General features: G+C 66.2%; 13 protein-coding genes. 8 read left to right on the top strand and 5 right to left on the bottom strand.

Annotated features, from left to right (window positions below):
* Positions 1 to 24: 24 nt before the first annotated feature.
* The 5 genes from trpB to NS355_RS10430 all read left to right on the top strand — a co-directional run bounded on the left by trpB (position 25) and on the right by NS355_RS10430 (position 4,845).
* Positions 25 to 1,257 (top strand): tryptophan synthase subunit beta, encoded by a 1,233-nt coding sequence (trpB, locus tag NS355_RS10450; protein ID WP_042488874.1) that lies wholly within the window; start codon positions 25 to 27, stop codon positions 1,255 to 1,257.
* On the top strand, positions 1,254 to 2,066 hold the full coding sequence (trpA, locus tag NS355_RS10445) for a tryptophan synthase subunit alpha (protein WP_058745663.1): 813 nt from the start codon (positions 1,254 to 1,256) through the stop codon (positions 2,064 to 2,066). Before trpB ends, trpA begins: the two co-directional genes overlap by 4 nt.
* Positions 2,063 to 2,917, top strand: coding sequence for an acetyl-CoA carboxylase, carboxyltransferase subunit beta (gene accD / locus NS355_RS10440; RefSeq protein ID WP_058745662.1), 855 nt, complete (start codon positions 2,063 to 2,065; stop codon positions 2,915 to 2,917). The genes trpA and accD overlap by 4 nt, the downstream gene beginning before the upstream one ends.
* An 86-nt stretch (positions 2,918 to 3,003) precedes the next feature.
* Positions 3,004 to 4,323 carry a bifunctional folylpolyglutamate synthase/dihydrofolate synthase gene (locus tag NS355_RS10435; RefSeq protein WP_058745661.1) on the top strand — a complete coding sequence of 440 codons (1,320 nt, stop codon included), beginning with the start codon at positions 3,004 to 3,006 and terminating at the stop codon, positions 4,321 to 4,323.
* A 93-nt stretch (positions 4,324 to 4,416) separates the two neighbouring features.
* Entirely contained in the window at positions 4,417 to 4,845 is a 429-nt protein-coding gene (locus NS355_RS10430) for a DUF6628 family protein (protein WP_058745660.1), read from the top strand.
* On the opposite strand, the gene NS355_RS10425 is transcribed toward NS355_RS10430, so the two are convergent.
* A complete protein-coding gene (locus NS355_RS10425) occupies positions 4,835 to 6,163 on the bottom strand; it encodes an AmpG family muropeptide MFS transporter (protein ID WP_058745659.1) in 1,329 nt (442 codons plus the stop codon). The genes NS355_RS10430 and NS355_RS10425 overlap by 11 nt on opposite strands.
* Before the next feature lie 32 nt (positions 6,164 to 6,195).
* A complete protein-coding gene (locus NS355_RS10420; protein WP_058745658.1) occupies positions 6,196 to 6,666 on the bottom strand; it encodes a response regulator in 471 nt (156 codons plus the stop codon).
* 108 nt (positions 6,667 to 6,774) lie between these two features.
* On the opposite strand from NS355_RS10420, the gene NS355_RS10415 reads away from it, so the two are divergent.
* A complete protein-coding gene (locus NS355_RS10415) occupies positions 6,775 to 8,340 on the top strand; it encodes a pseudouridine synthase (protein ID WP_058745657.1) in 1,566 nt (521 codons plus the stop codon).
* Positions 8,340 to 8,876, top strand: coding sequence for a 16S rRNA (guanine(966)-N(2))-methyltransferase RsmD (gene rsmD, locus NS355_RS10410; protein ID WP_058745656.1), 537 nt, complete (start codon positions 8,340 to 8,342; stop codon positions 8,874 to 8,876). The genes NS355_RS10415 and rsmD overlap by 1 nt, the downstream gene beginning before the upstream one ends.
* Here the strand turns inward: rsmD and NS355_RS10405 are convergent.
* The 3 genes from NS355_RS10405 to NS355_RS18315 form a co-directional block, all read right to left on the bottom strand.
* The gene (locus NS355_RS10405; protein ID WP_058745655.1) at positions 8,867 to 10,141 is read right to left on the bottom strand and encodes an MFS transporter; all 1,275 of its coding nucleotides are present in this window, start codon (positions 10,139 to 10,141) and stop codon (positions 8,867 to 8,869) included. The genes rsmD and NS355_RS10405 overlap by 10 nt on opposite strands.
* A gap of 46 nt (positions 10,142 to 10,187) precedes the next feature.
* Complete coding sequence (locus NS355_RS10400; protein WP_058745654.1) at positions 10,188 to 11,828, bottom strand: inorganic phosphate transporter; 1,641 nt, start codon at positions 11,826 to 11,828, stop codon at positions 10,188 to 10,190.
* 131 nt (positions 11,829 to 11,959) lie between these two features.
* The gene (locus tag NS355_RS18315; protein ID WP_167345441.1) at positions 11,960 to 12,268 is read right to left on the bottom strand and encodes a UrcA family protein; all 309 of its coding nucleotides are present in this window, start codon (positions 12,266 to 12,268) and stop codon (positions 11,960 to 11,962) included.
* 213 nt (positions 12,269 to 12,481) lie between these two features.
* On the opposite strand from NS355_RS18315, the gene NS355_RS10390 reads away from it, so the two are divergent.
* The gene (locus tag NS355_RS10390) at positions 12,482 to 14,704 is read left to right on the top strand and encodes an ATP-dependent helicase (protein WP_244489647.1); all 2,223 of its coding nucleotides are present in this window, start codon (positions 12,482 to 12,484) and stop codon (positions 14,702 to 14,704) included.
* Positions 14,705 to 14,745 lie beyond the last annotated feature (41 nt).

The following is a 14,745-nucleotide window of genomic DNA, read 5'->3' as shown; positions in this document are numbered from 1 at the left end:
CCGCAAATGCCCAAGGGAAACGAGATGAACGCCCCCAATTCCTTCCGTGCCCAGCCCGACGAGCGCGGCCATTTCGGTGATTTCGGCGGGCGCTACGTCGCCGAGACGCTGATGCCGCTGATCCTCGACCTGGAGCGTGAGTATCGCGCCGCACAGGTCGACCCGGCTTTCAAGGCCGAGTTCGACGATCTGATGACCCATTATGTCGGTCGTCCCAGCCCGATGTACTATGCCGAGCGCATGACCGAGACGCTTCGTGCGAGCGCGCCCGAGGGCAAGGGGCCGAAGGTCTATTTCAAGCGCGAAGAGCTGAACCACACCGGCGCGCACAAGATCAACAATTGCATCGGCCAGATCCTGCTCGCCAAGCGGATGGGCAAGACGCGGATCATCGCCGAGACCGGCGCGGGCCAGCACGGCGTGGCGACCGCCACCGTCGCGGCGCGCTTCGGCCTGCCCTGCACCATCTTCATGGGTGCGCGCGATATTGAGCGTCAGGCGCCGAACGTCTTCCGCATGAAGCTGCTCGGTGCGGAAGTGCGCCCGGTCACGTCTGGTGCGCAGACACTGAAGGATGCGATGAACGAGGCGCTGCGCGACTGGGTCGCCAATGTCCACGACACCTTCTACATCATCGGCACGGCGGCGGGCCCCCACCCCTATCCGGAAATGGTCCGCGACTTCCAGTCGGTGATCGGCACTGAGTCGAAGGCGCAGATTTTGGAAGCCGAGGGCCGCCTGCCCGACCTGCTGATCGCCTCGGTCGGCGGCGGGTCGAACGCCATCGGTCTCTTCCACCCGTTCCTGGACGATGCCGAGGTCGCGATGCTGGGCATCGAGGCGGCCGGACACGGCCTGAACACCACCCAGCATGCGGCCAGCCTGACCGGCGGCAAGCCCGGTATCCTGCATGGCAACAAGACCTATCTGTTGCAGGACGAGGACGGTCAGATCGCCGAGGCGCATTCGATCTCGGCCGGGCTCGACTATCCGGGGATCGGGCCGGAGCATAGCTGGCTGAATGATACCGGCCGCGTCGTTTACGAAGGCGTGACCGATACCGAGGCGCTCGACGCATTCCAACTGTGCTGCAAGGTCGAGGGGATCATCCCCGCGCTGGAATGCAGTCATGCTTTGGTCGGCCTGATCCGTCGCGCGCCGCTGATGGATCGCGATCAGATCGTGCTGGTCAATATTTCGGGTCGTGGCGACAAGGACATCTTTACCGTCGCCGACGCGCTGGGAGCCAAGATGTGAGCCGGATCGCCGATACCTTTGCGGCCTGTGCCGATGCGGGGCGTGCCGCGCTCGTCAGTTTCGTGACCGCCGGCGATCCGACGCCGGGCGACACCGCCGCCATCCTCGACGCGCTTGTCGAGGGGGGCGCGGACGTGGTCGAGCTCGGAATGCCCTTCACCGATCCGATGGCCGATGGCCCCGCGATCCAGAAGGCCAATATCCGCAGCCTAAGCGCGGGCACCCGCACCGCCGACGTGCTGGCGATCGCGACCGCCTTTCGCGCCCGTCACCCCCAAGTGCCGCTGGTCCTGATGGGCTATGCCAACCCGATGACGGTGCGCGGCCCCAAATGGTTCGCCGAGGCGGCGGCCCAGGCGGGGGTCGATGGCGTAATCTGCGTCGACGTGCCCGCCGAGGAAGACGATGCGCTGGGCGTTGCGCTGCGCGAGAAGGGCATTGCCTCGATCCGCCTCGCCACCCCGACCAGCGATGCGGTGCGCCTGCCGACGATTTTGACGGGGGCGGATGGTTTCCTCTATTATGTCTCGGTCGCAGGTATCACCGGGCAACAGCAGGCGGTGCAATCCTCGATCGAGGATGCGGTCGCCCGGCTGAAGGCGGCGACCCATTTGCCGGTCGCGGTTGGCTTCGGCGTCCGTACCCCGGAACAGGCGGCGGCGATCGGTCGCGTGGCCGACGGTGTCGTCGTCGGCTCGGCGATCGTCGATCTGGTGGGCGAGCATGGGGCGAACGCCCCCGCCCCGGTCCGCGCCTATATTCAAACCCTGTCGTCGGCACTGGCCGATGCACGCAAGGAACTCGCATGAGCTGGCTCAACAGCGTCCGCAACGTCATCCCCTTCGTCGTCAAGAAGGAGACGCCCGATCATCTCTGGCACAAGTGCAAGGGTTGCGGGCAGATGGTCTTCACCAAGGAGCTGGAAGACAATCTGAACGTCTGCCCGAAATGCGATCATCATGATCGCATCGGGCCGAAGGCGCGTTTCCGGCATCTGCTCGATGAAGGCAGCTGCAACGAGCTTCCGGCGCCCAAGGTGCCCGAGGATCCGCTCAAGTTCCGCGACTCCAAGCGCTATGCCGATCGCCTGAAGGCGGCGCGGACCAGCGCGGCCGAGAACGATGCACTGGTCAATGCGCGGGGCACGATCCAGGGCCATAAGGTCGTGGTCGGCGTACAGGACTTCGCCTTCATGGGCGGGTCGATGGGCTTGGCGGTCGGCGAGGCTTTCGTGCGCGGCGTCGAGGCGGCGATCGCGGACAACTGCCCCTATGTCATCTTCACCGCCTCGGGCGGCGCGCGCATGCAGGAAGGCATTCTCAGCCTGATGCAGATGCCGCGCACCACCGTGGCGATCCAGATGCTGCACGATGCGGGCCTGCCCTATATCGTTGTGTTGACCGACCCGACGTCGGGCGGGGTGATGGCGGCCTATGCGATGCTGGGCGACGTACAGATCGCCGAGCCCAAGGCGATGCTCGCCTTTACCGGCCGCCGCGTGATCGAAAGCACGATCCGCGAAAAGCTGCCTGACGATTTCCAGACCTCGGAATATTATCTGAATCACGGGATGCTGGACATGGTGGTCCATCGCCACGACCTGCGCGAACGTCTGGCGACCGTGATCGGCTATCTGACCGGGTCGCGTCAGGCCGCCTGAGCCGTCGCCTTTTTCAACTGATGGCATTAGAGGGGCGGGCCGAGAGGTCCGCCTCTTGTCATATCCGCTTTCCAAGAGTCCGGCCGATGCCCGATCACGCCCGTTCCGACCATCCGGCCGTCCAGGCACAGCTCGACCGGCTATGGAGCCTGTCGCCCGGTGCGGATGTTCTCGGTCTGGAGCGGATCACGACCCTCCTCGGACGACTGGGGGATCCGCAACGGCATCTGCCGCCGGTCTTCCATGTCGCGGGCACCAACGGCAAGGGCTCGACCTGCGCCTTTCTGCGCGCCGCGATCGAGGCATCCGGGCAAAGCGTACATGTCTATTCCAGCCCGCACCTCGTCCGCTTCAACGAACGTATCCGGCTGAATGGCCGCTTGATCGGGGACGATGCGCTGGCGGCGGTGCTCGACGAGGTGCTGGGTCGAGCCGAGGGGATCGGCGCCAGCTTCTTCGAAGTGACGACGGCGGCTGCGTTCCTGTCCTTCGCGCGCAATCCGGCCGCCGCGACGATCGTTGAAGTGGGCTTGGGCGGTCGTCTGGACGCTACCAATATCCTGCCCCCTCCTGCCGTGTGCGGTATCGCTGCGCTGGGTATCGATCACGAGGCGTTTCTGGGCCGCCAACTGACCGGCATCGCACGCGAAAAGGCGGGGATCGCGAAGCGGGGCACGCCGCTGGTCACCATGGACTATGCCCGCCCCCTGCGAGACGCGATCGCCGACGTTGCCGCAACCGCCGAGGCTCCTGTCTTCGCGCGGGGACAAGCTTGGTCGAGCACGTCCACGCGCCATGGCGTGTCCTACGAAGACAGGCACGGACAAATCACGTTGCCCCGGCCGGGCCTGACGGGTGGGCATCAATCGCGCAACCTGGCGCTGGCGGTGGCGATGCTTCGGCATCAAAAGGCCTTGATCGTGCCGAATGCTGCTTTGATGCAGGCAGCGACTAGCGTCCGGTGGCCGGCTCGGATGCAGCGTTTAAGGCACGGGCCGTTGACGCGGGTGCTGCCCGCCGAGACCCAATGCTGGCTGGACGGCGCACACAATCCCTCCGCTGCGACGCCGGTGGCGCGGGCCATGGCGGGATGGCGTTCCAATGGGCCGACTGCACTCGTTCTGGGCATGCTGGCGAACAAGGAGGCCGGGCCGGTTCTGGAGAAGCTCGGCGGCATGGTCGACCTGATCGTCACCGTGCCCGTGCCCGACCACGCTTGCCACTCGCCCGAAAGTCTTGTCGAACAGGCCCACGCCTTGGGCCTGAAGGCCGTTTCTGCCCGTGGCCCTTCGCACGCGCTCGCTCTGATCGCCGATCGGTTTGAGAACCCGGCCCATGTCCTGATCGCGGGATCGCTTTACTTGGCCGGACAAATTCTCTCGGAGAATGACGAGGCGCCGCATTGATGCGACGAGCCGACAACGTCGCCTCCTTTATTTGCGATTGACTATCAATAGCGAGCGTTTAGCATGGGATCCGTAATTACGGAGTCCCCGCCGATGGCCGAAACCACCACCCTCGCCGCAGCGTTGCCCCACATGCTGCCGGCCTGCCCCCATGCCCGGATTGCCCTGTTCGCGATACGTCGGATGGGCGCGCACGGGCTGGCGGATGCCCGCGCGTCGCACACGCTGTTCACTATGTTCGGGCAGGATTTCCGGCGTCCGCTGATCCTGATGCGGACGCTGATGGCCGATCTGGCCGCCCATGCCTCGGGGCAGATTGCGATTGCGCCGTGCTGCTGTGCGCGGATGACGGCGGCGGAGGCAGCGCTGATGACCATCCTTGCCCAGATGGAAACAGCACCGCAAAAGGCGCATTTTCTCATGACCGATCTGCTCGGCGTTCGGCGGGTCGACAGCGTGCTGGTAAGCGCCGCCGCCGTCGCGGCGGCCTTTGCGGACGAGGGACGGCCGATCAGTTACTGACCGGCGCCTCGCGACGGGCGTCGCCTTCTCCGGCGACGCCTGCGCTGCCGATCGAACGGTCGACCAGGCCCGACCTCGCCATCCACCAGAACAACAGGACGCCCGGCACCGCGACGACCGTGGTCAGCAGATAGAAATCGACATAACCGAATTGCTCGACCAGCGCGCCCGCCGTCGTACCGCTCAGGATACGCCCGACCACGCTCGCCGCCGCCGAGATGAGCGCATATTGCGCGGCGGTGAAGCGCAGGTCGGTCAGCGCGGAGAAATAGGCGACGACGGTGACGCCGCCGATCCCGCTCGAAAAATTCTCGAACCCGATCGCCCCCGCCATGCCCCAATTGGAATGACCCAGCGCGGCAAGCCCCGCAAAGGACAGGTTCGACACCGCCATCAGCACCAGACTGATCAGCACCGAGCGCTTCATCCCCAGCCGCGCATAGAGCACGCCGCCGACGAACACGCCGATCAGCAGTGCCCAGAAGCCGACGCCCACATCGTACAGCGCAATCTCGTCCTTGCTGAACCCCAGGTCGTTGAACAACAAGCGGAAGGTCAGGTTGGCCAGCGTGTCGCCGATCTTGTGGACCAGGATGAAGGCCAGGATGACGAGCGCGCCCTGACGGCGGAAAAACTCGGCAAAGGGGCCGACGACCGCGCGGACGATCCCCTCGCTAGGGCGCTTGGCGGTGATTTCGTTATGCCGCTTCGGCTCGCCCATGAACAGCGCGGTCAGGACTGCGGGCAGCGCGAAGGCACAGCTTACCATATAGGCCACGCTCCACCCCGCCCGTGTCGCGATGACCAGCGAGAGCGAGGCGATCAAGGCCGATCCGATCCGCCAGCCATATTGGCCCATGCCCGCCCCCACGCCTAACTGGCGCGGCTCGAGCAACTCGATGCGATAGGCGTCGATCACGATGTCGAACGTCGCCCCCGCAACTCCCAGCGCCAGGGCCGCCATCGCCGTCTGTGCCAATGACACGCGCGGATCGGCGAGGCCCAGGCTGATCGCCGCCGCACACACCAGCGCCGCCACGACCAGCAACCACGAGACACGCTGGCCCAGCCGGTGGAGGACAGGAATCTTCACCCCCTCGACGATCCAGGCCCAGAGCCATTTCAGATTATAGGCCAGGATCACCAGCGCAAAGGCCGTGACGCTCTTCTTCTCGATCCCCGCTTCTGCCAGCCGGCTGGCCAGCGTCGCGTTGATCATGGTCAGCGGAAAGGCCGACGAGATGCCGAGCGCAAGCGAGGCCAGCGGTGCGGGCTCGACATAAGGCCGCACTCCATCCAACCAACGCGCACTCGCCATAGAACCGCTCACCTTACCGGAAAGCGGAGACCCTATAAGGCTTGGCCATCAGGGGCAACGGGGCCGGACGATCCGGTCCGGGTGAAAAGCCGAAAGCCCGACGGCAGGCGGCCGGGCGCCTTTCCCGCGCGACGCTCCTCGATTGCATCGATCGCGCCCAGCAGTTCGCGCGAGCCATAGGGCTTCATGAGCAGCCCGTCGGCGAGTTGCTCGACGCCGTCGGGCGGCGTGCCGGTGATGAACAGAACGGGGATGTCGCGGGCATGGGCCGCCCGCGCGACATCGACACCGCTGCCATCCGCCAGCCGCACATCGGCCAGAACCAGATCGATCCCCGCCCCCCCATCGATCAGGGTGACGGCTTTGCTGACCCGGTCGACGGTGGCGACCACCTCATAATCGGCATCGGTCAGGACGTGTTCGGTGTCGAACGCGACCAGCGGCTCGTCCTCAACGACGAGCAGCTTGACCAGCTGTCGTTTCTTTCGCCCGAAGAATCTCATCCCTCTATCGGCCTGTCCTGCTGTCCCGCTCGCTCGCGTAACGCTTTGTCTGCGAGAAACGACGCAATTAATTTCCTTTGGTCGACACCCTCTGTATCAGCGTGGATCATGACACCAGATCAACGTATAGCAAAGCTGCTCGCGCGGGCAGGAGTCGCGTCGCGTCGCGAGGTCGAGCGGATGATCGCCGAGGGACGGATCGCCCTGAACGGCGTGACCATCGATACCCCGGCGACGCTTCTCTCCACGCTCGACGGCGTGACCGTGGACGGCGACCCCGTAGCGGCACCCGAACCGACGCGTCTCTTCCTCTACCACAAGCCCACTGGTCTGCTCGTTACCGAGCATGATCCCGCCGGGCGGCCGACCATCTATGACCGCCTGCCCGAGGGGTTGCCGCGTCTGGTGCCGGTCGGACGGCTTGACCTCAACACCGAGGGGCTGCTGCTGCTGACCACCGACGGCGGGTTCAAGCGTCAGCTGGAATTGCCCGCCACCGGCGTCGAGCGCACCTATCGCGCCCGCGCTTATGGCGACATCACCCAGGCGCAGCTGGAAGAGCTGATCCACGGGATCGAGATCGACGGCATCCGCTATGGCCAGATCGACGCCAATCTCGAGCGGCGGACCGGCGCGAATGTCTGGATCGAAATGACGCTGCGCGAAGGCAAGAACCGCGAAGTGCGCCGCGTGCTCGAACATCTGGGACTTCAGGTCAGCCGGTTGATCCGGCTGCGCTATGGTCCGTTCGTGCTGGACGAGCTGCCGGTCGGTGACATCGGCGAGGTCCGTGGTGCCGATATCGTCGAGTTCCGGCGATCGCTGGAGGGCGGCATTCCCGCCGATGCGATCAAGCCCGCGAAGATCAAGCCCGGCTTCCGCACGCCGCCGACGCGCGCCGCAGCAGGTGAGCGCCCGGCACGCGCTGGTGCAGGCGAGGCCCGCGGTGGAGCAAGTGACCGCCCCCGGTCGCAGGAGCGGATGGGGTATGGCGACCGGAGCCGCCGTGACGACGCGCGTCCGTCGTCGGCCTATGCCCGGAACGACCGCCCGGCCCGCGAAGGCGTTCGGTCCGACCGACCGCGTGAGGGCGCGAAACCCTATGGCAAGTCACCGACCAACGAGCGGTCCGGCTTTGGCGGACAACGCCCATCACGCTTCGAGGACCGTACCGAACGCCCGGCGCGTGACGGTGTCCGGTCGGATCGGGCGCGGCCGGGGGCCAAGCCCTTTGCCAAATCCCCGACGGGCGAACGGTCGGGTTCCGGCGGTCAGCGGCCATCGCGTTACGATGACCGGGCCGAGCGCCCTGCTCGCGAGGGTGGTCGTTCCGATCGGTCGCGTCGGGATGCCAAGCCTTTCGGCAGCGCTGCCACCGGCGAGCGCTACGGCTCCGGTGGACAGCGGGCGTCGCGTTTTGACGACCGGGGCGAACGCCCGGCACGGGACGGCGCGCGCTCCGACCGTTCGCGTGGCGATGCCAAGCCCTTTGGCAAGCCCGCAAGTGGTCCACGCCAGCCGCGTTTCGACGATCGCGGTGACCGCCCCGCCCGTCCGTCGCGTGGCCCACAGGGTTCGTCCGGTCGTTCCGGTGGCCCGTCGCGCCCTCACAATCGCGGAGGACGACCCGGCGGAGGCGGCTCGCGTCCCGGTCGGCCCGGAGGGCAACGCTGATGCGTGTGATCGCCGGACAATGGCGCGGACGCCCGCTCGTCGCGCCCAAGGGTGACGTGACGCGTCCGACCGCGGACCGAACGCGCGAGGCCTTGTTCTCGATGCTAACGGCGCGGCTGGGCGATTTCGAGGGGCTGGCGGTCGGCGATTTCTTCGCCGGTTCGGGCGCGCTCGGGATCGAGGCGCTATCGCGCGGGGCGGCGTCTTGCCTGTTTGTTGAGCAGGACCGCGCCGCGCTCGACGCGCTGCGCGCCAACCTCGCCAAGCTGGAGGCGAAGGGCGATGTCCGGGCCTCGTCGGTAATGGCGCTGGGGCCTGCGCGTGCGCCGCTCGATCTGATCCTGATGGATCCGCCCTATGCAACGGGCGCGGGCAGTGTCGCGCTCGACAAGCTGGCCCGACTTGGCTGGGTCGGTGCAGGCACCTGGGTCAGCATCGAAACCGCCAAGCAGGAAGAGGTCGAGATTGCGGGTTTCACCGTCGACGCCACTCGCGTCCACGGCAAGGCGCGACTGACCCTGCTTCGTCAGGCCTGATCGCCGCTCCGCCCGCGCATCAGGGCGAGCCCGGCGAGGCTGAGCAGACCGGCGGCGACCAGATAGCCGCCGACGAAGTTCAGCCCGCCGCGCTCGGTCAACGCCTGTGCCGCGATGGGGGCCAGGGCACCGCCGATGATGCCGCCCAGATTGAACGTCATCGACACGCCGGTATAGCGCACGCCCGCCGGAAACAGCGCAGGCAGCCAGCCGCCCAGCGGGCCATAGGCAAAGCCCATCACGAACAGCGCAGCCGCCAGCCAGACAAACACGATCGCGAGCGAGCCCGATCCCAGCATCGGTCCCATCGCGATCCCGACCAGCACGCAACCCGCAAAGCCCAGCCGCAACATGAAAGGCGCACCATGTCGGTCCGCCATCACGCTGGACACGACGACGCCGAGCGCCAGGAACAGGATGGCCACGAGCTGAATGCCCAGGAACGCCTCGCGCGGATAACCGAGCACGGTGGTTCCATGCCCCAGCGCAAAGGCGGTCGCGAGATAGAAGATCGCAAAGCAGGCAACCACCCCACCCGTCCCCGCCAGTAGCGCGCGGCCATGCCCCTGAAGCAGGGTAGCGATCGGTACGCGGGGCAGCGCCTCGGCCTTCTTGGCTTCGGCGAAATCGGGCGTCTCGGTCAGGCGCAGGCGAACCCACAGACCCAGCAGCACCAATACCGCGCTCGCCAGGAACGGCAGGCGCCAGCCCCAGGCGCGGAACTGATCGTCGGTCAGGATCAGGCCCAAGACCAGGAAAAAGCCGTTGGCCAGAATGAACCCGACCGGCGCACCCAGCGGCGGGAACATGCCCCAGGTGTTGCGCTTGCCGGGCGGGGCATTCTCCACCGCGAGCAAGGCAGCTCCGCCCCATTCGCCGCCCAGTCCGAGGCCCTGCCCCAGCCGCGCGATGCACAACAGTAGCGGTGCGATCCATCCGGCCTGCGCATAGGTCGGCAGGAAGGCGATGGCGACGGTCGATCCGCCCATCAGCATCAGGCTGACCACCAGCGTCGATTTGCGGCCGACCCGATCGCCGAAATGACCGAAAGCAATGGCCCCCACCGGCCGGGCCACAAAGGCGAGACCGAAGCTGGCGTAGGACAAGAGCAACTGGGCCGTCGCCGACGAAGCCGGAAAGAACAGCGGACCGAACACCAGCGCCGCCGCTGTCGCGTAGATATAGAAATCGTAGAACTCGACCGCCGTGCCGGTCAGGCTGGCCAGCAGGATATGGCGATGCGACGGAGGCGAGGCTTGGGTCATGCCTCGTTCGTGAAGAAGCGAGCGCCCGGCGTAAAGCCCTATCCGCTTACCCTGCCAGCACGCCAGCCAACTGCAACAGCAGCCAGTAGAGCGTGCCCGACAGCAGCATGGCCGCAGGCAGGGTCAAGACCCAGGCCAACAGCATGTTGCGGATCGTCCGGAACTGAAGACCAGCGCCATTGGCGACGGAAGCGCCTGCCACACCGGAGGTCAGGATGTGCGTGGTCGACACCGGACGGCCGATATATTCCGCACCGAAGATCGTGGCCGCCGTCATCAACTCGGCCGCGGCGCCCATGCCATAGGTCAGATGCGTCTTGCCGATACGCTCGCCGACCGTGACGACGATCCGCCGCCATCCGACCATGGTGCCCAGGCCAAGCGCCAGCGCGACGGTAACCTTCACCCAGAGCGGGATATAGCGGGTGCCCCGCTCCAGCGATCCGGCATAGCTGTTGAGCGCCTCGATCTCCGCAGCGGTGAAGCGCTGCTTGGCCGTCTCGCTCTTGGTCACCATGCGGGTCGTGTCGAGAACCAGATACATGTCGTTGCGCAGATTGGGCACGACGGCGGCGGGGACGCGGCTGAGTGCACCGTAATTGCCGATCCGCTCGCCGATGTCGCGCGACAGCGCGGACAGACCCGCGTAGACCTTCGGGGTATCGATCGCCTTCTTACGGACGCCGTCGACCACGTCTGCGCGCGCCTGGTCGACCGACGGAGTAGCCTGCGCACCATGTGCGGCATAGGACGTCGCCGCGACCTGGGCGCTGCGTACGAAAGCGGGCATCGCGCTCTCCGGCAGCGTGCGGTTCAGCGCATAAGCGGTCGGCGCGCAGCCGATCAGGATCAGCATGATCAACCCCATGCCCTTCTGCCCGTCATTGCCGCCATGCGCAAAGCTGACTGCCGTACAGGTGAAGATCAGGAGCGCGCGGATGCCACGTGGCGGCGGCGTGTCGCCCTCCGGCTCCCGATAGAGCCGCTTGTCGCGCAGAAAGCGCTTCATGACGAGCAGCAGCATCAGGGCACCGGCAAAACCGATCAGCGGGCTAAACAGCAGCGCGGAGAGGACCTTCCACACCTGTGCCATGTCTACCCCGGAGGTGCCGGGAATGCTGGACAGCAACTGATTGGCAAGCCCCACGCCCAGGATCGAACCGATCAGCGCGTGGCTCGACGAGTTGGGTAGCCCCACTGCCCAAGTCGCCAGGTTCCAAAGGACAGCCGCCAGCAGCAGCGCGAAGATCATCGCGAACCCGCCAGCCGATCCGACATGCAGCATCAGGTCAATGGGCAGCAGCGTGATGATCGAATAGGCGACGGCCCCGGTCGAGGTCAGGACGCCCAGGAAATTGAAGAAACCGGACCAGATAACGGCCAGCGGGGCGGGCATCGAATGGGTGTAGATGACGGTCGCGACCGCATTGGCGGTATCGTGAAAGCCGTTCACGAACTCGAAGCCCAGCGCGATCAGCAGCGCGAGCCCCAGAAATGCGAACACGCCCATGGCCATCGGCTCGCCAACGCGGGCCGTGTCGACCGCAATGCTATAGCCCGCATAGGCGAGACCGCCGATCAACAGGGCGGTGAACACCCAGCGGCCCATCGGATGGAGCCCGGCGTCGAGACGTGGCCCGCGAACGCGGGATTCGGATTGGCCACCGGCGAGCGCATAGGATGTCATGACCAATCGCGTTGCCCCTTTCCGGTGACATTTTCATGACGGTTGCCCGGTGTCTGCCGGTCCTGGCCGTCTCGCATCGGAACGCGACCGGGCGGTGCATCGAACCGCCCGGCCGAGTGCCGTGCATGATCTCAGTTCTTGCTGGCCAGCGCGACCGGCGCAGCGGACGACAATGCCGCGACCTTGATCGCCGCATCCGCCATCATCTCCCGGCGGCAGCGCGCGATATCGGCATTGCGGCGCAGGTCGACCGTCACATGACCGCACGCCATGGTAGCAGCACGGCGGATACGCGCGTCGAGCTGGGCGCGATCATCGGCACGGTACAGGTCGAGATCGGCGTGACGGACGGTGACGGTGACGGGCTCGCGCATTTCGGCCTGAGCCGTTGCGGACGCAAACAGAGAAGCCGCAATGGCGGCTGCCGTAAACTTCTTCATCTTGGGGTGCTCCTGCATCGGATCGTGCCCGTCACGGCGGCGTGAGTGGTCGGGACACCCCACTGCTCGTCGGCACGCCGCGCCTTTAGGCGGTGGACATGTCGCTTTCGCGTCGCACAAAAGACGCCACGATGACGCATCCCGCGATGAAACAAGGTGGTGCCGAGGATGCGGGTGGTTGCCCCCGCCGCAAACGTTCCCTAACTGTTCGCGATGACCGTGCCTTCCACCGATCCCGCCGCTTCGCTGGCCGACTATCCCTATCTGCGGACGTTGAACCCCGCTCAGCGCGAGGCGGTGCTGACCACGGACGGGCCGGTGCTGGTGCTGGCGGGCGCGGGCACGGGCAAGACGGCGGCGCTGACCGCGCGGCTGGCGCACCTTCTCTATACGCGGAAAGCCTGGCCGTCGGAGATCCTGTCGGTCACCTTCACCAACAAGGCCGCCCGCGAGATGCGCGAGCGGGTCGGACGGCTGGTCGGCGATGCGGTGGAGGGGATGCCATGGCTGGGCACCTTCCACGCAATCGGGGCCAAGATGCTGCGCCGCCATGCCGAACTGGTCGGGCTGCAGTCCAACTTCACCATCCTCGACACCGACGATCAGCTGCGTTTGCTCAAGCAGTTGATCGTCGCGGCGGACATTGACGAAAAGCGCTTTCCGGCACGCGCGCTGGGCGGCCTGATCGACGAGTGGAAGAACAAGGGGCTGGTCCCCGGCGATATCGATGCGGGCGAGGCCGAGCGTTACGCCAACGGCCAGGGCGCCGACCTATATCGCCAGTATCAGGACAGGCTGCGCAGCGTGAACGCCTGCGACTTCGGCGACCTTCTGCTCCACATGCTCACCATCCTGAAGACGCATCGCGACGTGCTGGAGCACTATCAGCAGCGTTTCCGCTATATCATGGTGGACGAGTATCAGGACACCAACAGCGTCCAGTATCTCTGGCTCCGCCTGCTCGCCCAGGCGCGCAAGAACATCGCCTGTGTCGGCGATGACGACCAGTCCATCTATTCGTGGCGTGGCGCACAGGTGGAGAATATCCTGCGCTTCGAGCGGGACTTCCCGGGCGCCAAGGTCATCCGGCTGGAACAGAATTACCGTTCGACGCCGCACATCCTTGGCGCGGCGTCGGGGGTGATCGCGAACAATGGCGGACGGCTCGGCAAGACGCTTTGGACCGAGCTGGACGTCGGCGAGAAGGTCCAGGTGCTGGGGGTCTGGGATGGCCCCGAGGAAGCACGGCGCGTCGGCGAAGAAATCGAGTCGGCGCGACGGTCCGGTACGTCTTACGACAATATCGCAATTCTGGTTCGCGCCTCGCATCAGACCCGCGAGTTCGAGGATCGCTTCATCGCGATCGGCCTGCCCTATCGGATCGTCGGCGGGTTCCGTTTCTACGAGCGGGCCGAAATCCGCGATGCGCTCGCTTATCTGCGCATCGTCAACCAGCCGTCGGACGATCTCGCATTCGAGCGGATCGTCAATGTGCCCAAGCGCGGGCTGGGTGACAAGGCGCTGGCCAAGATTCATCAATTGGCGCGGGCCGAAGGACTACCGCTGACGATCGCCTCGGCACGTATCCTCGACACCGACGAGTTGACGCCGCAGGCGCGGCGGAGCCTGGGTAATCTGATCGGTGACATCGCGCGCTGGCGCGACATGGCCCGCGACCTCGCGCATCCGGAGTTGGCGCGGCAGCTGCTCGATGAGAGCGGCTATACCGCCATGTATCAGAACGAGAAGTCGGCCGAAGCGGCCGGGCGACTGGAGAACCTCTCCGAACTCGTCCGCGCGATGGAGGATTACGAGTCGCTCGGCGCGTTCCTGGAGCATGTCTCGCTGGTCATGGACCGCGACGGCGACCAGCGCGAGCCCGAAGTGACGATCATGACGATCCATGCCGCCAAGGGGCTGGAGTTCGATACGGTGTTTCTGGCGGGCTGGGAAGAAGGCCTGTTTCCATCACAGCGTGCGATCGACGAAGGTGGTACGCGCAGCCTGGAGGAGGAGCGGCGGCTTGCCTATGTCGCGATCACCCGCGCCCGGCGCAAGGCGGTGATCCTCCACGCGGCCAATCGCCGCATCTATGGGCAGTGGACATCGAGCCTGCCGAGCCGCTTCGTCGGCGAGCTGCCGCCCGAGCATATCGAGAGCGAGACGAGCATGACCGGCGGCGAAAGCCTGTGGCGGGCCAACTGGTCCGAACATGCAGACCCCTTCGCCAAGGTCGGGCGCGGCACCGGGCGCGGGCCGGGCTGGCAGCGGGCCGCGACGGGGCAGAACGCAACCCCACCCCGCCCCGCCCGGATCGTCGAGTCGCGGTCGCCCTCCGTGGGACTGGGGCAGAAGGGGCGCGAGGATCTGCGTGTCGGCGAGCGCGTGTTCCACCAGAAGTTCGGCTATGGCGCGATCGCGGCGATCGCGCCATAGCCGAACTTCTGGTGGAACACGCCCGTCTCTTATACACATCC

Source organism: Sphingomonas yabuuchiae, from assembly GCF_001477495.1.
In the GTDB taxonomy this organism is placed as follows: Bacteria; Pseudomonadota; Alphaproteobacteria; order Sphingomonadales; family Sphingomonadaceae; genus Sphingomonas; species Sphingomonas yabuuchiae_A.
The sequence above is the reverse complement of the archived record's forward strand: the minus strand, read 5'-3'. Positions and strand labels throughout refer to the sequence as shown.

Excerpts from the sequence above, each read along its gene's own strand:
- NS355_RS10435 (WP_058745661.1), top strand. The coding sequence starts at position 3,004 with ATGCCCGATCACGCCCGTTCCGACCATCCGGCCGTCCAGGCACAGCTC.
- NS355_RS10425 (WP_058745659.1), bottom strand. The coding sequence starts at position 6,163 with ATGGCGAGTGCGCGTTGGTTGGATGGAGTGCGGCCTTATGTCGAGCCC.
- NS355_RS18315 (WP_167345441.1), bottom strand. The coding sequence starts at position 12,268 with ATGAAGAAGTTTACGGCAGCCGCCATTGCGGCTTCTCTGTTTGCGTCC.
- NS355_RS10390 (WP_244489647.1), top strand. The coding sequence starts at position 12,482 with ATGACCGTGCCTTCCACCGATCCCGCCGCTTCGCTGGCCGACTATCCC.
- NS355_RS10415 (WP_058745657.1), top strand. The coding sequence starts at position 6,775 with ATGACACCAGATCAACGTATAGCAAAGCTGCTCGCGCGGGCAGGAGTC.
- rsmD (WP_058745656.1), top strand. The coding sequence starts at position 8,340 with ATGCGTGTGATCGCCGGACAATGGCGCGGACGCCCGCTCGTCGCGCCC.
- NS355_RS10430 (WP_058745660.1), top strand. The coding sequence starts at position 4,417 with ATGGCCGAAACCACCACCCTCGCCGCAGCGTTGCCCCACATGCTGCCG.
- NS355_RS10400 (WP_058745654.1), bottom strand. The coding sequence starts at position 11,828 with ATGACATCCTATGCGCTCGCCGGTGGCCAATCCGAATCCCGCGTTCGC.
- NS355_RS10420 (WP_058745658.1), bottom strand. The coding sequence starts at position 6,666 with ATGAGATTCTTCGGGCGAAAGAAACGACAGCTGGTCAAGCTGCTCGTC.
- trpB (WP_042488874.1), top strand. The coding sequence starts at position 25 with ATGAACGCCCCCAATTCCTTCCGTGCCCAGCCCGACGAGCGCGGCCAT.
- NS355_RS10405 (WP_058745655.1), bottom strand. The coding sequence starts at position 10,141 with ATGACCCAAGCCTCGCCTCCGTCGCATCGCCATATCCTGCTGGCCAGC.
- accD (WP_058745662.1), top strand. The coding sequence starts at position 2,063 with ATGAGCTGGCTCAACAGCGTCCGCAACGTCATCCCCTTCGTCGTCAAG.